The sequence below is a fragment of the Winogradskyella immobilis genome, from assembly GCF_021887715.1.
In the GTDB taxonomy this organism is placed as follows: Bacteria; Bacteroidota; Bacteroidia; order Flavobacteriales; family Flavobacteriaceae; genus Winogradskyella; species Winogradskyella immobilis.
The window spans coordinates 104,880-125,521 of sequence record NZ_JAIQXX010000008.1 but is presented as its reverse complement, the minus strand read 5'-3'; the positions used below and the strand labels follow the sequence as shown (position 1 = coordinate 125,521).

Sequence of the window (20,642 nt, the reverse complement as noted above, 5' to 3'; positions counted from 1 at the left end):
GGGGACATTATAAATAAACGTGTTAAGAACCTGTCCCCTTGAGGGGACTTTAGGGGTGTTTTAATAATTTTATCTTTAAAGAAACATAAATAGAAGCAATGATTAAATTATTCAGTTATATCCTTTTGCAAACATAGGATGACAATTAACTTCGAATTATGATAAAATTCTTTAATAAAAAATATTGCTTGGTCGAGATGCGAGACCTGATTAATCATATAAAATGTATCACAAAAAACACCTTCTCTTTATACTGCTCCGATAGTTATCGAGATAGTTTAAGTTTCTAGGTAAAGGTGGATTTAATTCGTTAAAACGAATTAAAGATGGATGGGTTTAAAAAATCATAAATCTCTTTTCTTATCTTTATACACTATTCTCAAACTATTAATCAATCATAAAACTTAATAAATGAAATCACATTATTTTTTAAAAACACTTACTATTGTTCTATTAACAACATTCTTTTCCTATGGGCAAGGGACTCGCCTACTCCGTCAGCCAGACATTAGTAATACACATATTGTCTATACTTATGGTAGTGACGTGTGGATATCGTCTCTAAATTCTAGCGAAGCCAAGCGGATTACAAGCACTGCTGCTGTAGAGTCTAACCCTTATTTTTCACCAGATGGACAATGGATTGCATTCTCTTCTAATAGAGCAGGTTCAGATAATGTGTATATCGTTTCTAAAGATGGTGGAGAACCAAAACGTTTAACTTGGCATCCAAGCGGATCAACCGTAAGAGGTTGGTCTAATGATGGTAAACACATTTTATTTGCAAGCAATAGAGAAACAGCACCGAGACCTTACGATCGTTTATATACAATTTCAAAAGATGGTGGTGCTCCAAAATTATTAACTAAGCAATGGAGTTATGATGGCGCATTTTCTCCTAACGGAAATCAGCTTATTATAGATAAAATGGACCGTTGGGATGTAGAATGGCGTGCCTATAGAGGCGGACAAAATACACCGTTACGTATTTTAGATTTAGCATCTCAAAGTGAAGAATTATTACCTAATAACAGTACTACAGATATTCAACCCTTATGGTTAGGAGATCTCATTTACTTTTTGTCGGACAGAGATTTAGTGGCTAACATTTGGTCTTACAACCCTGAAACGAAAGCTGCAAATCAAGTCACCAGTTTTAAAGGATCAGATGTTAAATGGTTAGCAGGCCATGGTAACACATTAGCTTATGAGCGTGATGGCTTTTTGCATACTATGGATATAGCTTCAAAAAAATCCACGCAATTAAACATTAATGTTGTTGGAGATTTCCCTTGGGCAGAAACCAAATGGGAAACTGTTACAAATTCAGCCAGATCGGTGTCGTTATCACCTAACGGAAAACGTATTATTATACAATCTCGTGGTGATATTTTTACGGTTCCTGTAAAATTTGGTGATGCACGTAACATTACAGCGAGTTCTGGCACTGCAGATCGAAGACCTATTTGGTCTCCAAAAGGAGATAAAATTGCATGGTTTTCAGATAAAGATCGAAAGGGTTATGCTTTAATGCTATCTTCTCAAGATGGATTAGAACCTCAATCTATTTCCATTGGTGAGTCTAAACTCGGTTGGAACCCATCTTGGTCTCCAGATGGAAAATACATTGCCTTTGTAGATGATGATGTCCGTATGCGTATTGTTAACCTTAATACTAAAAAAATTGAAACCTTCGATATTGGTGGTAATAATTTAGGACGCGGATCTATTCAGCTAAAGTGGTCTCCAGATAGCCAATGGATTGCCTACACAAAAACAGGAAGTAATAACTTTAAACAAATCTTTATTTATTCATTAGCTTCCAAAACATCTCAACCTATTACCGATGCGTTTGCAGATTCGTTTTCTCCAGCATGGGATCTTAATCACAAGCAATTGTATTTCTTAGCAAGTACAGATGTGGCTTTAGGTTCTGGTTGGGCAAATACAAGTGCTATAACTGCAGATCCTAGATATGCAGCTTATGTAGTGAATTTAGATGCCAATGACGATTCTCCTTTTAAACCTAAAAGTGATGAAGAAGACATAAAAATAGATGCAGAAAAAAAAGATGAAAAACCAAAAGAGAAAAAAGATGCTACAAAGAAAGTCATTATCGATTTTGATGGTTTAAGTCGTAGAACGCTAGCACTTCCAATCCCAAACAGAAATTACGCATACATCATTGCTGGGCCAAAAGGCAATGCCTTTATTGGAGAACGTGTACCAAATAGTTTTGGAACAAAGCTTCATAAATTTAATTTAGGAAAACAAGAATTAAAAGAATTTGCTGCCAGTGCAAGTTCGGTGTCAGTAACACCGAACGGAAAGCATATGTTAGCAAGGATTGGTCCTAGTTGGAAACTTATTGGTACAGGCGAACCAAATGCTAAAAGTGGAAAAAATGTGCGTTTTACACTTCAAATGAAGTTAGATCGTTCTGCGGAATGGGAACAAATGTTTGAAGAAGCTTGGAGATACGAACGCGATTATTTCTATGATCCAAACTTACATGGTAGAAATTGGAATACAGTCTATAAACGCTATGCTCCGTTAGTACCATTTATTAAACACCGCAGTGATTTAAATTATATTTTAGATCAAGTTAATGGTGAACTTTCTGTAGGCCATAGTTTTGTAAGAGGTGGAGACTTTCCTTCTGTTGAACGTTCTCAAGCTGGTTTATTAGGCGCAGATTTAAATGTGGATACTAACCTTTGGAAAATAGACAGAATATACACCACAGAAAACTGGAATCCTGGGTTATCTGGGCCTTTAGATGCTCCTGGTTTAAATATTAAAGAAGGCTATTATATTGTAGGTATTAATGGAAAAGAAATTACAGCATCAGATAATTTTAATGAATATTTAGATGGTACAGGTGGAAAGCAAACCTTACTTCATATTAATGATAAGCCTCAATTCGCTGGACACTGGACAGAAACTGTAAAGCCTATACGAAACGAAAATGCCTTAAGACAACGTACATGGGTTGAAGACAATAGACGCTTGGTTGACAAACTCTCGGGTGGCCGTTTAGGTTATGTTTGGGTGCCAAATACTGGAGGTCCTGGTTTTGTATCCTTTAACCGATACTACTTTGCGCAACAAGATAAAGAAGGAGCTGTTATTGATGAACGTTTTAATGGTGGTGGTTTATTAGATGACTATATGGTAGATTTAATGACACGTAGCCTTAGAGCTGGGCTGACCAATGAGGTACCTAACGGAACACCTTTTAGATTACCTGCAGGTATTTTAGGTCCTAAAGTTTTATTAGTGAACGAGCTTGCAGGTTCTGGTGGAGATTTCTTTCCATGGGTATTTAGACAGCAAAAAGCAGGAAAACTAATTGGTATGCGTACTTGGGGTGGATTAGTAAAATCATCAACTCACTATGCATTAATCGACGGCGGATCATTAACTGCACCAGACAATGCGGTATTCGATCCAATTAACAATAAATGGATTGCCGAAAATGAAGGTGTAGCACCAGATATTCAAGTACGTCAAGATGCTAAATCATTATCTAATGGTAAAGATCCTCAGTTAGAACGTGCTGTTTCTGAATTGATGAAACAATTAGGAACCAAGCAAAATGTTAAACCACCTAAATATCCTAAACCTGCTACAGGTAATAGAAATTAAAGATTAATTTATTTTCATATAAAAACGCTTCATTAGACAAATACTTTTGAAGCGTTTTTTTAGAATGGGTTAGCATATAACTTTATTGTCTGGTTGAGCTGTCATATCGAGCGTAGTCGAGATGCGAAACCTATTAAAATACTATAAAATATAAATCTCTTTAGATCTCATCCAATCCGTATTAATTCGTGCAATTCGTGCTAAAAACCTATAAAAACTAAAACAAAATGCACTAAAGCATGACTTTTCAGGTAATTTAAAGAATAGACAAAGAAGCTGTTTCAAAACCATATTTTGTCATTCTGAACTCGTTTCAAAATGACAGGTTTTACACTTATTTCATTTTAAATTATAGCAAAATATTCAGAAAAATCCGTAACAATTTAATATCTTCAACTACATATAATTATATAGCTAACCAAACTACACATTTTCTTTACCCTATTGTACATTTAGATGATCATCTATTTATACAGTAATCTCGTGTTTGGTTTAAATTAATATTAACAACTAAAACACATTTATTATGGGAATCTTCTGGGAATTAATGCAACAAGATGAATTAGACAAACAACAAAAAAAAGCCGATAGTGTTGAAGAACGCGTTGAACAATTAGAGGCTGAATTAGACAAAACTAAAGTGCTTTTAAGAAAAACACTCGAGGCTCTAGAAATGCACATTAGTAAAGATATAGATGGAGATGGTAAGCTAGGTTAATGTTATTGTGTAATTTAACAGATTATAAACGCATTAGATCATGAAATTAAAACTAACAATCATCGTATTATTTATTGCCCTTCAATTATCTGCGCAAGATTTTGCACCGCAAGTACAACGCTTTATTACTACTAACGAAGGTGATTATGCCATTACAAATGTCACTGTTATTGATGGCACAGGTAATGCAATTAAACAAAATCAAACCATTGTGATCTCTAATGGTAAAATATTACGCACTGGAGCTACTGGTGAAACTGTAATTCCGCTAGGTATAAAAACCATCGATGGTTCTGGCAAAACCGTAATTCCTGGTTTGGTAATGCTGCATGAGCATATGTTTTATACCAAGCCTTTTGAAAACTGGTTTAGTGTAGGACAAATGACCTTTACCTTTCCACGCTTGTATTTAGCAGGTGGAGTCACAAGCATGCGTACTGCAGGAAGCATACAACCGCAAACCGACCTCAATGTAATGAAATGGATTAACGAAGGAAAAATGACGGGGCCAAAGATGCATGTGACCAGTCCATTTATTGAGCGTGAAGGCCCTAAAGTTCCTGAGCTCGGTTTTATTAGTAATACTGATGAAGTCTCAAAAATTGTGAATTACTGGGCTGATAAAGGAGCGACATCGTTTAAAGTCTATAATAATATTACTAAAGAAGATTTAAAAATAGCCGTTACTGAAGCACATAAACGAGGACTTAAAGTCACAGGGCATTTATGTTCTTTAACCTATGAAGAAGCTTCTAATATTGGTATCGACAATTTAGAACATGGTTTTATGGCATCTAGTGATTTTGCTACAGATAAAGAAGATGAGTTATGCGATCCCTTTTCCGCAAGATCTAGCCTAATGGCAGAGCCAGAAAACGGAGAAAAGATCAACGCACTTATCGATCTTTTAATTAAAAACAAAACTGTAATTACTACAACTCCTAATGTTTTTGAACCTTATACGGATCGTGAGATTGTTCCTGGAGGTGGTTTGGATGCCTTAGCTCCTCAGATACAAGAACGTCTCAAAGCGAGTTATAAACGTGCTCAAGGGAGAGACGCTTCTAGTTTATCACTTTTTAATAAAAATTTAAAATGGGTGAAACGTTTTCATGATAAAGGTGGGTTTTTAGTCGCTGGCACAGATCCTACTGGAGCTGGTAGAACAGTTGCTGGTTATGCCAATCAACGTACCGTTGAAATTTTAGTTGAAGCTGGTTTTACACTTGAAGAAACTATAAAAATATGTACGCTTAACGGAGCACAGTTTTTAGATGTAGCTAATGAAGCAGGTACTATTGAAGCAGGTAAATCTGCCGATTTATTATTGATTAATGGAGATTTAACAACAGATATTAAAAACATTAGGAAGCTAGAAACCGTATTTAAAGATGGTGTTGGTTTTGACTCTAAAGCATTGTTTGAGTCTGTAAAAGGTCAAGTGGGGTTTAATTAAACGACATAGCTACGACACAAATATTACAATTAAAAACCTTACTTTTAATCCACTCAAAAAATCATCTTGTACTGAACTAGATTCAGCATCAAAAATCATAATAATACCCATGAAACGTTACTTTACATTCTTAATCCTTTTTCTATTTGCAAGTCCTTTATTATCCGCTCAAGAAGCTTATTTTCAGATTGACCCTACATTATCGCCAGATGGACAAACCATTGTATTCAGCTATGATGGTGATTTATGGAAAATCCCATCTGCTGGTGGAGAAGCTTCTCGTATTACAGCTATGAAAGGTGAAGAAACATTACCTCGTATTTCACCAGATGGTAAATGGATTGCGTTTAGCGCCACGCAATACGGCAACAAAGACGTGTATATTATGCCTATGGAAGGTGGAGAAATTAAACAACTCACCTACCATGATGCCGCTGATGATGTTGATAGTTGGTCTTGGGATTCTAAATCTGTTTATTTTACCTCAACACGTTACAATCGTTATAGCGGTTATGAAATCTCTGCTTCTGGCGGCACGCCAAAACGTCTGTTTGAGCACTATTTTAATAATACACATAATATAGCAGAGCATCCGTCTTCAGGCGAAATTTTCTTTAACGAAAGTTGGGAAAGTAAAAACTTTACCCATCGCAAGCGTTATAAAGGTGATTATAATCCAGATATAAGATCGTACAATCCAAAAACAAAAGCCTATAAAGAATATACGAGCTATAGAGGAAAAGACATGTGGGCAACCTTTGATGATAGAGGAACACTATTTTTCGCATCGGATGAAGCAAATGACGAATATAATCTCTATACACTTACTAACGGTAGTAAAACAGCGTTAACGTCTTTTAAAACTTCCATTGGCAGACCGCAAGCAAGCGCTAATGGGCAAAAAGTAGTATTTACTAAAGATTACCAAATCTTTTTATACGATGTGGCTAGTAAACGCACTAAAAAAGTAGCGATTACTATTTTAAGGAATAACACCTTATCAAAATCGCAAGATTTTCAGGCTAAAGACAACATTACTTATTTTGATGTCTCTCCAGACACTAAAAAGATCGCATTCGTTTCTCGTGGCGAATTATTTGTTTCGGATCTTAAAGGGAAATTTGTAAAACAAATCAAAACCACAAAAGACCAACGTGTTATAGAGGTAAAGTGGTTAAAAGATAATCGTACGTTACTATTCAACCAAACGGTTGGTGGTTATACTAATTTGTATACTATTGCTGCAGATGGTACAGGTATAGAAAAACAGCATACCAACGAACAAAAAAATAATATCAATTTAGAATTAGATCACAAATTAGAGCGTGCCGTTTATGTAAGCGGTCGTGATCAACTGCGTTTATTAGATCTTGAAAACTTAAAAAGCACAACAGTTGTTACAGATGAGTTTTGGGCACTACGACCAACAACAGCACAATTTTCACCAGATGGTGATTATCTTTTATACAATGCTTTCCGAAATTTTGAACGTGATGTTTTTGTATACCATATCCCTTCAAAAAAAATAACAAACCTTACCAATACAGGTGTTAATGAAGCTGATCCTCTTTGGTCTGCAGATGGAAAATATGTGTATTTCGCTTCTAACCTTACTGAGCCAAGTTTCCCGAGAGGAACTTCAACAGTACAGATATATCAAATGGCATTAGATAAATACGAAGCACCTTATACATCAGATAAGTTTGATGCTCTTTTTATGGAAGAAGAAAAAAAGGATGACAAAAAAGAAGAGACTAAAAAAGAAACTTCAAAGCCTGTAAAAGTTACTATTAACGAAAATGGATTAATGGAACGTTTACAACGTATAAGTCCTGCTTTTGGCACACAAACTGGTGCTTATATTATTACTAAAGACGAAACTACTTACGTGTATTATGGATCAAATCATGATGAAGGAAATTTTAATCTGTGGCGTACCGTTATTAAACCATTTGAACGTAATAAAACTGAAAAAGTAGGCACGCAACGTTTAGGAGGCGGGCAGTTTAAAAGTGTAAAAGACAAACATTTTATATTGTTTAATGGCGCTATCCATTCTATTAATTTAGGTTCTAATAAAATGGATAAAATTAATATTGATGTAAAGTTTCGTAAAAACTTAATCAATGAATTTAGTCAAATGTTTTTTGAGGCATGGGCTGGTTTTGAATCTAATTTCTACGATGATAATTTCCACGGACAAAACTGGCAAAAACTAAGAGATAAATACGCTGCGTTTTTACCATACATTACCAAACGTTCGCAGTTAAGTTTATTATTTAATGATATGTTGGGTGAATTAAATACGTCGCACTTTGGTTTTAATACTTTTGGGGAAGAAGATTCAGAATATTATGGTAGTCGTACTTTAGAAACTGGCATTTTATTTTCTAAAGACAATCCGTTTACTGTTTCTAAAATCGTCTCAAAAAGTCCTGCCGACGTTACAGGAAAAAACATACGCATTGGTGATGAACTGTTTGCTGTTAATGGCAAAACAATAGATAAAAAACTAAATCGTGAATCTTATTTTTCAGAACCATCTATAGATAGTGAAATGCAGCTGACCTTTAAGCGAAATAACGAAACGATAAACCTAAATATTCACCCGATATCTTCAGGCAGGTTACGTACATTATTATATGACGAATGGGTTGCTAACAATCAATCGTATACTGACGCTAAGAGTAATAATAAAATTGCCTATGTCCATATGAAAAATATGGGTGCTGGTGAGCTTAACAATTTTATGCGAGAAATGGTGTCTGAAACTTACAATAAAGAAGCACTTATTTTGGATTTACGTAACAATACAGGTGGTAATGTACATGATGATGTGTTACAATTTTTATCACAAAAATCGTATTCAAAATGGAAATATAGAAATGGTAAATTAGCGCCACAACCTAATTTTGTTCCTGCGGATAAACCCATTATTATATTAATTAATGAACAAACATTAAGTGACGGAGAAGTAACCACTGCCGGCTTTAAAGAATTAGGCTTAGGAAAAGTGATTGGTACTGAAACTTATCGTTGGATTATTTTTACTTCTGGTGCAGGTTTGGTTGATGGTTCGTTTTACCGTTTACCATCTTGGGGTTGTTATACTTTAGATGGTGACAATTTAGAATTTACAGGCGTAAAACCAGATATATATGTGAAGGAAACCTTTGAAGATCGCTTAAAAGGCAATCAACCACAATTAGACAAAGCCATTGAAGAGATTATGAAGAGTTTAAGGAATTGATTTGTCATTCCTGCGAATCCCGATAGCTATCGGGAAGGAATCCATTTACAACAGAAACCAAAAAGTAGATTCCCGCTACATTTTATCTCGAGCGCAGTCGAGAGGCGGGAATGAAAAATCTATACGTTATGCTTAAATTCTTCCGAAAAATACGTCAAACTATGATTAGTAAAAATAAAGTATCGAAATACCTATTATATGCCATTGGTGAAATCGCCCTCGTAATGATAGGTATTTTGTTAGCACTGCAAGTCAATACTTGGAACGAAAACCGAAAAGCTACAACTCAAGAAATTAAAATTTTATCTGAACTTAAAAATGATTTAGAAACCAATTTCACAGAAATTAAAGGAATTCATGATTACACAAATAGAAGACGAAATTATTCAACTCTAATTTTAGATTATTTTGAAAATAAAAAATCAGTAGATGACAGTTTAAAAGTAGCTTTTGAAATAATACAACTTGACGACATATTTAACAACGCAAATACTACATATAAGTTTATAGAAAACCAAGGAGTTGATATTATAAATAATGATGATTTACGCATTAGAATTACTGAAATGTGCGAGCGTCAATTTAACAATATTACCACTCGTGAAGCTACAGACTTAAGCATAGTAGAAAATCAATTACAAATATCTATGAATGAACTTTTTATGACATCTCTTTCTATAGATTCTGAATTTGAATTCTCTTTAGCTATAAATACTCCTAAAAGCATTGAATTATTAAGAGAAAATAACACCTTTAAAAATATAATAGTGCGACTTCAAAATTTTCTAATACTCCGGTTTAAATGGCAAAAACAAACAATTATAGATTTAGAGCAACTTATTATAGATGTTCAAAAAGAAATAGACCGATTGAGCATTTAAATATAAAATGGAGTAAACGATCATAAAATTAAAGTGAATTTCTTAACTTATGGAATTCAAAATCGTTGTCTCTTCAACGATTTAAAATACGAGTACAACCAACTAAAACCATTACAAATGAAACGCATTAAACATACTGTACTAAGCTTATTATGCATTATAAGCTTAAGTCTAAATGCTCAAAAACGTAAAAAATCTATACCTACAACCAAACCTGTATTGGTAGATAGCTTATTCCACGGTTTAAAATGGAGAAATATTGGTCCATTTAGAGGTGGGCGTTCTGTTGCTTCTAGTGGAGTTATCGGACAACCGCAAACCTATTATATGGGATCCACCGGTGGTGGAGTTTGGAAAACTACAGACGCTGGCATTAGCTGGAAAAATATCTCGGACGGTTTTTTTAAAACGGGGACTGTTGGGGCTATTGCAGTGGCTGAAAGCGACCCCAATATTGTCGTTGTTGGCATGGGAGAACATGCAGCTAGAGGTGTAATGACCTCTATGGGAGATGGCGTTTACAAATCTATGGATGCTGGTAAAACATGGACACACATTGGTTTAGACCAATCGCGGCATATTTCTGATGTCATTATTCATCCAACAAATCCAGATATTATATACATCACCGCACAAGGCGCGCAATATGGCACTTCTAAAGAACGTGGAGTTTATAAAACCACAGACGGAGGCGAAAATTGGTCTAAGGTTTTGTATGTTAATGAGAGTACTGGAGCATCATCATTATCCATGGATATGAATAATCCTAGGATTCTTTACGCTGCTATGTGGCAACACCGTCGTTATCCTTGGTTAATAGAATCTGGTGGTGAAGGCTCTGGTTTATATAAATCTATTGATGGTGGAACGACGTGGGATAAATTAAAAACAGGTTTACCAAAAGTTTTTGGTAAAGCAGGTATTTCAGTATCTAGAGCAAATTCAGAACGTGTATTTGCAGTTATTGAAGCTGAAGATGATAAAGGTGGTGTGTATCGTTCTGATAATGCAGGTAAAACATGGACTCAAGTGAATAAAAATAGAGTTAATGTAGCACGTTCTTGGTATTACATGGAAATCTTTGCAGACCCACAAAATGAAAATGTTGTTTATGTATTGAATGCTCCTGTAATGAAATCTATAGATGGTGGTAAAAGTTTTTCAAATATTGCGGTGCCGCATGGTGATAATCATCACCTTTGGATTAACCCAACAGACAATCAAAATTTAATTAACTCAAATGATGGTGGTGCTAATATTTCATTCAATGGAGGCAAAAGTTGGAGTACACAACAAAATCAACCTACAGCACAATTTTACCGTGTGATTACAGATAATCAAGTACCATATCGTGTATATGGAGGTCAGCAAGATAACTCTACCATGTCCATAGTTAGCAGAACCAATGATGCAGGTATTGATTGGAAAGATTGGTATGCTGTTGCTGGTGGCGAAAGTGCCTTTATAGCTTTTGATCCTGATAATCCTGAAACGGTTTATGGAGGCACATATCAAGGAAATATTAGTAAATGGACCAAAGCTTCTAACGAGCAAAAAGCAATTAAACAATACCCAGAGTTAGGTTTAAGTATCGCTCCAGAAGATTCTAAATACCGTTATAATTGGAATGCTCCAATTATAAGTTCACCACACAATCGTTCTACGATTTATCATGGAGGCAATGTGGTTTTTAAAACCACAGATGGAGGTATGAGTTGGCAAACAGTCAGTCCTGATCTTACAAAAAACGAAAAAGACAAACATGGTCCTGGCGGAGCTCCATTTACTAATGAAGCCGCTGGTGGAGAAAACTATAATACTATTACTGCACTCGTAGAATCACAGCATGAAGAAGGTGTTTTATACGCTGGCACAGATGATGGCACCTTACAAATTACGAGAAACGGTGGACAATCTTGGAATAATATTACTCCTAAAGGTATTGAAGACGGTATTATAAATAGCATTGATGTTTCTGAGCACGATAAGGCTACTGCTTATATCGTTATTATGCGTTATAAATCTATGGATTTAAGCTCTTACATATTTAAAACTACAGATTATGGACAATCTTGGACTAAAATTGTAAAAGGTCTAGATGATGCTAATGGTTTTGCAAGAGTTGTTAGAGCAGATAAAAAGAAAAAAGGATTGTTATATGCAGGCACAGAAGTTGGGTTATATGTATCTACTAATGATGGGATAAATTGGGAACGTTTAAAACTTAATTTCCCTATTGTACCTATCAATGACCTTATCATTCAAGATAATGATTTAGTTGCGGCGACTTCTGGTCGTGGGTTTTGGATTTTAGATGATCTAAGCCCATTACAACAGCGATCAAACGAGAACACACTGCAAGTTTTTACTCCAAAAGACAGTTATCGTATTTTCGGAGGTGTATCTAACGCTATCGGTCAAGGTCAAAATCCTAGATCTGGAGTAACATTTGATTATTACCTTCCTAAAGTTGCAGATACTTTAGATTTAAAAGTTGAAGTCTTTCAGAATAACACACTTATTAAATCGTATTCAAACAAAAAGCCTAAAGGATTTAAATCTTGGCCTGGAGGTCCATCTGCTCCACAAATATTGCCTTCAAAAAAGGGTTATAATCGATTTACATGGGATTTTAGTAGAGAAGCACTACCTCCCATAGATAATGTATTTGTTTTCGGTGGACTCAATAGTACTAGTGTAGCTCCTGGCAATTACACAATAAAACTTTCTTTAGAAAATGAAACACTAGAGACTGAAGTTAAAGTGATACCAAATCCTCATATTAAAGCAAGTATATCAGACTATAAAGAGCAACAAGATATGCTAGCGACAATAGCTTCAACAGTAAAAGATATGCATGAATCTGTAAATAAAATGCGTTCTGTTAAAACACAGTTAGAACGTTACGCAACTTTGTTAAAAGATAATGATGATGCTACAGAATTATTAGATAGTGGAAAGGAGATAATAAAGCGTATTACGGTTTGGGAAGAAAACTTAATACAGCCTAAACAAAAAACATTTCAGGATGTGATTAATTTTAATAACAAGCTTAATGCGCAATTGATCAACCTATCTGGTTATATTGATAATGCCGACCCTAAAGTAACACAAGGAGCAAAACAACGTTTACAAGATTTATTGCGAGATTGGCAAGTCTACAAAACAGAGCTTGATGCTATTGTTAACAAAGAAATGGATACTTATAATACAACATTTAAAGCATTAAATATCCCTGCGTTAATCATTAAAGACTAAGATTTATTCTTAATTAAATCATAAGTTTAAATGTAATAATCCTATAAATTATATCTTTATGCATCATAAAAATCAACACTTAATGAAACAATTATCTTTAGCTATACTTGCATTAACAATCTTTTCATGCAAAACACAAGCTCCACCAGAATTAACAGATAAAGACAAAACAGAAGCTACGGTTTCTAAATCTGATATAGAAGGTCATATTTATTTTTTGGCTGATGACTTATTAAAAGGAAGAGAAACTGGTACTCCTGAAAATAAAATTGCAGCTTCATATTTAGCAAATACATTAAAAAGTTATGGAGTAAAACCCAATCCTAAAACTGGTGATTATTACCAGAGAATGACTTTAGAGATCAGGTCTCGACGTGGCGAACCTGCTAAGTCTGTTGAATCTCAAAATGTTATTGGTATTGTAGAAGGTACAGATCCCGTTCTTAAAAACGAATATATTATCTATTCTGCCCATTATGATCATGTTGGTGTACACAAATCTAATGTACCAAACGATTCTATTTTTAATGGAGCTAGAGATAATGCAGTAGGAACTACAACTGTATTAAGTATGGCTAAAAATTTAGCAAAACACCCAACTAAACGTTCTGCTTTGTTTATATTATTTACAGGCGAAGAAAAAGGACTTTTAGGAAGCAGATACTATGCGGAAAATCCTGTGTTACCATTAAAACAAATGGTATACTGTTTTAATAGCGATAATGCGGGTTATAATGACACCTCTGTGGCGACAATAGTTGGTTTAGAACGGACTACTGCTGGGCAGCACATTAAAGATGCTGCTACAGCATTTGGTTTAACCGCTATAGACGATCCTGCTGGAGAGCAAGGTTTGTTTGATAGAAGTGATAATGTGAGTTTTGCAAGAAAAGGTATTCCTGCGCCAACCTATTCTTTAGGATTTACTTCTTTTTCTGGTGACGTTACTAAATATTACCATCAACCAGGTGATGAAGCCCATACTCTAGACTATGATTATCTTTTAAAATTCTTTAGTTCTTATGTTTTAGCAGGAAGAAAAATAGGAAATGATCCTAAAACACCTGTTTGGGTTGAAGGTGATAAATACGAACCCGTATCGAAAGAATTATATAACAACTAATATTAGTTACTATATAAAATTTACAGTTAGTACTATCTAACTGTAACTTTTTTTGTTTTTAAAACACTTATATAGAAATCGATTAATAGCAATAAATGACAGGATTTGATTTAGTAATGGTATTTGCCGTAATTCTTTTCGCAAGATTAGGTATACGACTAGTATCTAAATACACTAGTATGAAGAATGAAGATAAGGAAGAGCATAAAGAAGATTAGTTTTCTCCTATGGTTATAACATCACTCATTAATTGTTCTGTATTTACAACTCCTTCTATAAATAATTTTATTGGCACTCCTGTATCTAAAACTTTTAAGGTTAAATAACCATCATTACCTACCACCACATTAGGAAACCAATCGACAACACCATATTCATTAAAAAAAGGACTCTCAAAAGATCTATATTTTGGAATATAAAACTGTTTTGGCGAAGTAAATGTTAATGGTATTTTATATTCTGAATATGATGTTCGAGATTTCTGGGTTAAAAGACGCTTTTTAGGATCTGTAACAATTCTAATAGTCCCAAAACCACCTCTAAAGCCTTCTCCAACACCGCCTTTATTAATTTCTATATAATCTACGGTTTCCATACTAAAACCAACAAGAAAATCTAAATCGCTTAATAAAACACCATCTAGATATATTCGTGGGGATTCAAGCCCATCACCAGGATTAGTATAAATCACCCCATTAATTTCATAGGTCAACCCTGCTAAAGACCTTCTACTTCTATTATAAATCCTAAAAGTACTATATTCAGTATCGTCACCAATACCTGTAACTTGAGGTCTTTCTTCTACGATATAGCCTTTACTACTTAAAAATTGAGCTAATGTTTTATATTGTTTAAAAAGTTCGTCATTAAATTCAGTCACTTTTCCAATTCTCCTATTCTGCAAATCTTCTATTCTAGAATATCCTCTACTTGCAAATATTTTAACTTCATCTAATATCTCTCCTTCTGCATCTTTAAATTCCTCTACCACTGTGTTACCCGACTGATTTTCAGATAATATCGTTTTTGATTTATGGTTAGTTGTAAAAGGTTTAATATCTAGTAATGAATATTGCATAGAGAGATTAGCTTTACCTATCTCTCCTTTTTTAGATTCACCTATACGAATGGTTTCGTCATCTAAAGGGAAAAACCCACGCTTCTCAAACGATTTTTGACCTTCTTCTAAAGTGAGTATTTCTGAATTTGAATTTATGTTAGGATAGATGATATAATTTTTTATCTTATTATCATTTCGATTAATTGTATAATTAATACCTACTTCAAAATCATAATATGGCTCTGGTGGTTCATTAAATATAGCTCCCCAATCGTAACTACTCCAACCTAAAGTGAGTAGTAAATTATCTAACTCATATTTTTTAGCTGCTGTAATATCACTAAAATAGTAATCTGCCTGCTCAACAGCTTCTCTTAGATACGGTTGTAAATATAATGATGAAATAATATTTTGATGATGCTCATAACTCTTAGTCTTTGAAGGTAATACAGAGACACTTAAATTTTGAAACTGATCTAACTTTACATTAGGCATAGTTACTCTAATCTCTATACTGTCATTATTTATAGTATTAAAAATCGTATAGTCCTGAGGTGCTAAGTTTAACCCTTTATAATTAAAATACATACGCTCTGCTATAGGTCTATCTTCGTTATCAAATACTGTAAAAATATTTATTCCTGGAAAAAGCTGAGTTAATGATACCGTTTGTGATACTTCTAGTAAATCTGTAAAGGCAAACTGTAATTCTTTTATTTCGCTTCCGTTGTGAATACTTAATTTATATCGTTTTCCTTTTATAAGATCTAAAGTATTATCATTAGTCTTTATACTAACTGCTATACTATTTTTTCTAGGCAATTCTTTTATTGATAAAACAACACCTTTATTCTCTGCTTTTAGTAATTGTTGCTCTTTTCGCTTTTGATTGTAACTATATTTTACAGTATAAATCTCTCCTGGCTTAGGATTTAAAATAAAATTGCCTATGCCATACTCATTTAAAATTGTTTCAGTTAGTTCTGTATTTGTATCATCATATAACTTCAACCTTAAGTTTGAAATACCATTACCTAATTTATCTTTAGCTATAATACCAATAACATTATCTGTACCCTCTAATAAATGACCACTCTCTGGTAAAAATTGAACATCTATTTCATCTGAAACAGCCTGAGGTTTATCATCCCTATTGGTAAGAGGATTGATTACCTTAAAATTCTCTAAAAAGTAATTATGTTCTTTTGTGAAGTTTCGCATCCAATTGGTATAAGCCTTAAGTCTATACTCTCCGGTAGCAAACAAACTATCGATCTCAAATTCTCCTCGACTAACACCACTGGTTACTAAAAGTAATTTTTCTTTTATCACCTTATCATTAGTATCTACAATCTGACAGTATAAATTTGTAGTGTTATCTGATAACTGTTTACTGTCTTTTATAAACACATAAGCATTAAAGCCTAACATTTCACCAACTATATAGGTTGATTTATTAAAATGTAGATAGACCTGTTCTCTCGTTAAATCTGCATAATCTTCAAAACTATCTATAATAGAACTATCTTCCTCTTGGGCATATCCCAAATAAAACACAAAAACTAATATGGATAGTATATAACGTTTCATATGTTAATTATTAACTGTTTTCAATGGTGAGTTTAACCAATAATCTTCTTTATCATTAGATTTATTAATTTTTGCTTTTGAAAGAGGTTTAGCTTTACTAGTAAACTCTATATCAGTAGGCTTAATTTTGGGGTTTATAACCTCTTGTACAAATAGTTCTCTAAATTGATAACCTGCAATTTTAGGGGATTTAAATATTTTTCTATTAGATATGTCATAGATATTTTTTATTTGAGTTTCTATATTATTCATATTAGGTTCATCTACTAGAAGTTCTTTAGGTATACTCCAATCTGCTATATTAACTTTTATTGTTTTAGCATCTACAAGTTCAAAATTTTTAATTACCATCTTCTTCTTTGAGTATTTAAACCTAAAGTCTTTTTTACTTACAGAACTTTCTAAAACCGGACTATTAAATGACACATAAAACGCTTTTTCTTCAGCCTGATATTCTGTTTTAACAACATCAAAAAAGAAATTATCGCTAACAACAAATCGATTATTAAATGTTATATAATTTAAAAACATTTTATCACCTTTAGGTTTATATTCTAGAGTAACTTCAAATAACAATTCTTCATCATTTAAAAATTCTTTATTTGCTACATCTAGTACTTTATATTCTAATTTATGTATCGCATAATTATCTTTAGCTATATATATTTTTCCAATAGCCTTATGTGCTATCCCTGTAAATTGATCTTTAGCTTTAAATGGAATCTCATAGAGAACTTTATCATCTAAAAACACTTTTTTTATATTGGTAAATTCATGATTTTCTATAAAAACTTTTTTAAAAACATATACAAAAGAAAAACTCAATTGTTCATAGTTTCTTATCGGATCATGTATATTTAGAATCCCTAATTCATTTCCTCCTTGACCAGATAGTTCAGTATTTTCTATATATTTTAAATTACCATCATAAGCCCTAACTAGTGAAGAATCTCTTAAAAATTCTTCATTTTCTCTATATTTAAAAATTGCGGCTTGATTATAACTATCCATTATTACATCTGTAGAAAACCCTTTATCGAAAGATTCTATTATAGCTTCATTAACATTATAATAACGATTTTTAACAATCTGATAATCTCTATAATACGAGATTGTAGAAAAAGGATTATTAGGATAGTTTTCAGGAATTTTTTCTATAGCTGTCTTTACAATACTATATGGATTTAGATTACCTAAAGCCTCTTTTTTCTTTCCTTTAATAGTAATTTGCTCTAATAATTCTACTTTTTGATTTAAAGCTATAATATTTATTGTTTGATCTTCTAAAGTAATCAGTGGTATGGTTTTAGTTTGATAACCTATACAAGAAATAATAATACTATCTTTATTTGTCTTATAAGAATACGGTATTCTAAAATCCCCATCTACATTAGATATTACTCCTGAACTACTTTTTTGAAATTGAATTGTAGCATATGCTATTGGTAATTTATCACCAGAATCAATAACTTTACAGAGCAACTCTTTAGCATCTTGAGAAAAAGAAAAGACACTAAAGCATAAGAAGAAAAAATAAAAATATTGTTTTCTAATATTTATAATCATTTCAATTAATTTTTTATTAAAATACAAAAAAAATATATAGTAAGAAAATAAACACAAGCACTATGAATATAATTAACTTATAATATTTAATTTATAAAATGCAAAAAGAATTTATCTAAAATTAAGAAGATGATAATGCAACTATAGTTTTTGTATATGAAACCACAATATTTTAACTTGTACCAATTAATCATCATTATATGAATTTACGTGTACTACTCTTGTTTTTCTTTATTTTTTTTATCTTTAATAGTACTGATGCTCAAGAAAACGGGTATAATGAAGCACAACTTACCAATGGAGATTATGATAATAGATATGGCACATACAATGAAGATGGATCATTAATTTTATTTGAATCTAATAGAGATGGTCGGTGGCAAATCTATACCATGAATATCGATGGCAAAAACCAAAAGCGCCTTTTTACAAGTGATGCTAATGACAGAAGACCGACGTGGCATCCATATAAAAACATTGTTTTATTTGAATCTGACAGAACAGGAACTACTGAATTATACACCTTCGATATTTCATCTAAGAATATTAAACAAATAAAAATTCCTCTGATTGGTAATAAACGTTATGGTCAATTTTTCGGTAATGGCGTAGAACTTTTATTTACTCTTGAAAAAAATCCCGAAGAACATCTTATCTATCGTGTGCACAAAAAAGGTAAATTATTAAGAAAACTAGTTGATAATAAAAGTATAAATCGTTACCCTAAAACAAATAAAAGAGGTAGTGCTGTTTTATACCATTCTAATAAAAATAATGAGAATGAAAATGAGGTGATATATACCCATAATGTCATTATAAAAGAAAATTCTAAACTTACCCTTTTTAAAGATAAAAGTAATTTTGGGAGCTGGCCAAATGTTGGTAATCGTATTGTTTTTAGTACAATAATTGATAATGTTACTAAGACTTCTGAAATTTACACCATGCAATCTGACGGCTCTAGAAAACGAAGGGTAACTTTTAATGATCAAAATGATTATCTACCACATTGGTCTCCTAATGATATTAATCTTTTAGTTTCAAGAAAGGGTAAGTACGAGCAAATTTTCAAAATTCTTTTGAAAGAAAAGCTATAGAATTACAAATCTTTGTAAAATGTTAACCCATTAGTATTTATATCATAAAATGCAAATTCTTTCGTTCCCCAACTTGTATTTTGCAATTTTGTGTTATTATGAAATACATTTTTAGTACTATACTCTTCAAACAGAATATCTATTTCGTCAACATAAATACGTAGCATTTGTGTTGTTAATCCATTAGCCCATTCGGCATCACTATGCCATTGAAAATGAATTTCTATACCATCTCTTATGACTCCTGCATAATTTGGATGATCTCCTACATCTTTAAAACCTAATGTAAATCCCAATTGATTTACGTAGTAATCTACAGTTTCTAAAACATCTTTAACAGGAAGTATTGGGTAAACTTGTTTTAGATACGCTTCCATACATTCATCAATTTCTCACTTTTCCTGAAAAATGATCCACTTTAGGATTAATTGGATTATTTGTAGAGCGTCTATAAATAGCTATTTGCCCACAATGCCATATAGAATCTGAAATAGGTCCGTTTATATTGTTCCAAAACGGAATTTCTTGCTCGCCAAAAATAATCTTAAACTGAGACATATCATCTGTTTCTCTTAGGATCTCAGCTGCGGTTTTAAGATTAACTAATGTTTGTTTTCGCATAGCTTCAAACGATAAATCTTCATTTTGATCATTCCCGTTAGGCTTTTTTAATGTAGAATTAAGAATGATTTTAGACAAATCGTATATATGCTTAATCGTTTCACCGGTATTACGACCTATATCGTTGGCTTTGTACTTAAGATCTGTTTCTGTTAGGCCATAAGATGCCCAGTAATAACGAAAGCCTAAAGCATCTACCATACGTGCTGCCATAGTACCTGCTGTATAGGTTTCAGAATAATCCGGAACTTCATAATATGGTATTTCGTCTTGTACTTTATCTTGACTATAACTTGAACACATAACTAACGTGATTACAATAATTAATATTTTTTTCATTTTATTTTACTTTAAATCTTATTCTACTTTAAATC

Annotated in this window: 13 protein-coding genes; 9 read left to right on the top strand and 4 right to left on the bottom strand. The window is 32.9% G+C overall.

What is annotated here, in order from left to right:
• Positions 1 to 411 precede the first annotated feature (411 nt).
• From K8Z87_RS08110 to K8Z87_RS13940, 8 genes are all read left to right on the top strand, one after another.
• Positions 412 to 3,648, top strand: a complete 3,237-nt coding sequence (locus tag K8Z87_RS08110; RefSeq protein ID WP_227476996.1) for a S41 family peptidase — start codon at positions 412 to 414, stop codon at positions 3,646 to 3,648.
• A 526-nt stretch (positions 3,649 to 4,174) separates the two neighbouring features.
• Positions 4,175 to 4,366, top strand: coding sequence for a hypothetical protein (locus tag K8Z87_RS08105; protein WP_227476995.1), 192 nt, complete (start codon positions 4,175 to 4,177; stop codon positions 4,364 to 4,366).
• Between the two features lie 40 nt (positions 4,367 to 4,406).
• On the top strand, positions 4,407 to 5,822 hold the full coding sequence (locus K8Z87_RS08100; RefSeq protein WP_227476994.1) for an amidohydrolase family protein: 1,416 nt from the start codon (positions 4,407 to 4,409) through the stop codon (positions 5,820 to 5,822).
• Between the two features lie 109 nt (positions 5,823 to 5,931).
• The gene (locus K8Z87_RS08095) at positions 5,932 to 9,072 is read left to right on the top strand and encodes a S41 family peptidase (protein ID WP_227476993.1); all 3,141 of its coding nucleotides are present in this window, start codon (positions 5,932 to 5,934) and stop codon (positions 9,070 to 9,072) included.
• Positions 9,073 to 9,200: 128 nt separating this feature from the next.
• Complete coding sequence (locus K8Z87_RS08090) at positions 9,201 to 9,953, top strand: DUF6090 family protein (RefSeq protein WP_227476992.1); 753 nt, start codon at positions 9,201 to 9,203, stop codon at positions 9,951 to 9,953.
• A 117-nt stretch (positions 9,954 to 10,070) separates the two neighbouring features.
• A complete protein-coding gene (locus tag K8Z87_RS08085) occupies positions 10,071 to 13,211 on the top strand; it encodes a VPS10 domain-containing protein (RefSeq protein WP_227476991.1) in 3,141 nt (1,046 codons plus the stop codon).
• A gap of 82 nt (positions 13,212 to 13,293) precedes the next feature.
• Positions 13,294 to 14,334 (top strand): M28 family peptidase, encoded by a 1,041-nt coding sequence (locus tag K8Z87_RS08080; protein WP_227476990.1) that lies wholly within the window; start codon positions 13,294 to 13,296, stop codon positions 14,332 to 14,334.
• 95 nt (positions 14,335 to 14,429) lie between these two features.
• Positions 14,430 to 14,552 (top strand): hypothetical protein, encoded by a 123-nt coding sequence (locus K8Z87_RS13940; RefSeq protein ID WP_262905860.1) that lies wholly within the window; start codon positions 14,430 to 14,432, stop codon positions 14,550 to 14,552.
• On the opposite strand, the gene K8Z87_RS08075 is transcribed toward K8Z87_RS13940, so the two are convergent.
• Both K8Z87_RS08075 and K8Z87_RS08070 read right to left on the bottom strand, forming a co-directional pair.
• Positions 14,549 to 16,984, bottom strand: a complete 2,436-nt coding sequence (locus K8Z87_RS08075; RefSeq protein ID WP_227476989.1) for a hypothetical protein — start codon at positions 16,982 to 16,984, stop codon at positions 14,549 to 14,551. The genes K8Z87_RS13940 and K8Z87_RS08075 overlap by 4 nt on opposite strands.
• Positions 16,985 to 16,987: 3 nt before the next feature.
• Positions 16,988 to 18,550, bottom strand: a complete 1,563-nt coding sequence (locus K8Z87_RS08070) for a carboxypeptidase-like regulatory domain-containing protein (RefSeq protein WP_227476988.1) — start codon at positions 18,548 to 18,550, stop codon at positions 16,988 to 16,990.
• Positions 18,551 to 18,750: 200 nt separating this feature from the next.
• Between K8Z87_RS08070 and K8Z87_RS08065 the strand changes: the two genes are divergently transcribed.
• Positions 18,751 to 19,647, top strand: a complete 897-nt coding sequence (locus K8Z87_RS08065; protein WP_227476987.1) for a TolB family protein — start codon at positions 18,751 to 18,753, stop codon at positions 19,645 to 19,647.
• 2 nt (positions 19,648 to 19,649) lie between these two features.
• Here K8Z87_RS08065 and K8Z87_RS08060 read toward each other — a convergent pair whose 3' ends face one another.
• Together K8Z87_RS08060 and K8Z87_RS08055 are read right to left on the bottom strand one after the other, a co-directional pair.
• Complete coding sequence (locus tag K8Z87_RS08060) at positions 19,650 to 20,024, bottom strand: glyoxalase superfamily protein (protein ID WP_227476986.1); 375 nt, start codon at positions 20,022 to 20,024, stop codon at positions 19,650 to 19,652.
• Between the two features lie 7 nt (positions 20,025 to 20,031).
• A complete protein-coding gene (locus tag K8Z87_RS08055) occupies positions 20,032 to 20,607 on the bottom strand; it encodes a hypothetical protein (protein ID WP_227476985.1) in 576 nt (191 codons plus the stop codon).
• Between the last annotated feature and the right edge of the window lie 35 nt (positions 20,608 to 20,642).

Bases quoted from the DNA above. Each gene is read 5' to 3' on its own strand.
- K8Z87_RS08110 (WP_227476996.1), top strand. From the start codon at position 412: ATGAAATCACATTATTTTTTAAAAACACTTACTATTGTTCTATTAACA.
- K8Z87_RS08105 (WP_227476995.1), top strand. From the start codon at position 4,175: ATGGGAATCTTCTGGGAATTAATGCAACAAGATGAATTAGACAAACAA.
- K8Z87_RS08100 (WP_227476994.1), top strand. From the start codon at position 4,407: ATGAAATTAAAACTAACAATCATCGTATTATTTATTGCCCTTCAATTA.
- K8Z87_RS08095 (WP_227476993.1), top strand. From the start codon at position 5,932: ATGAAACGTTACTTTACATTCTTAATCCTTTTTCTATTTGCAAGTCCT.
- K8Z87_RS08090 (WP_227476992.1), top strand. From the start codon at position 9,201: ATGCTTAAATTCTTCCGAAAAATACGTCAAACTATGATTAGTAAAAAT.
- K8Z87_RS08085 (WP_227476991.1), top strand. From the start codon at position 10,071: ATGAAACGCATTAAACATACTGTACTAAGCTTATTATGCATTATAAGC.
- K8Z87_RS08080 (WP_227476990.1), top strand. From the start codon at position 13,294: ATGAAACAATTATCTTTAGCTATACTTGCATTAACAATCTTTTCATGC.
- K8Z87_RS13940 (WP_262905860.1), top strand. From the start codon at position 14,430: ATGACAGGATTTGATTTAGTAATGGTATTTGCCGTAATTCTTTTCGCA.
- K8Z87_RS08075 (WP_227476989.1), bottom strand. From the start codon at position 16,984: ATGAAACGTTATATACTATCCATATTAGTTTTTGTGTTTTATTTGGGA.
- K8Z87_RS08070 (WP_227476988.1), bottom strand. From the start codon at position 18,550: ATGATTATAAATATTAGAAAACAATATTTTTATTTTTTCTTCTTATGC.
- K8Z87_RS08065 (WP_227476987.1), top strand. From the start codon at position 18,751: ATGAATTTACGTGTACTACTCTTGTTTTTCTTTATTTTTTTTATCTTT.
- K8Z87_RS08060 (WP_227476986.1), bottom strand. From the start codon at position 20,024: ATGGAAGCGTATCTAAAACAAGTTTACCCAATACTTCCTGTTAAAGAT.
- K8Z87_RS08055 (WP_227476985.1), bottom strand. From the start codon at position 20,607: ATGAAAAAAATATTAATTATTGTAATCACGTTAGTTATGTGTTCAAGT.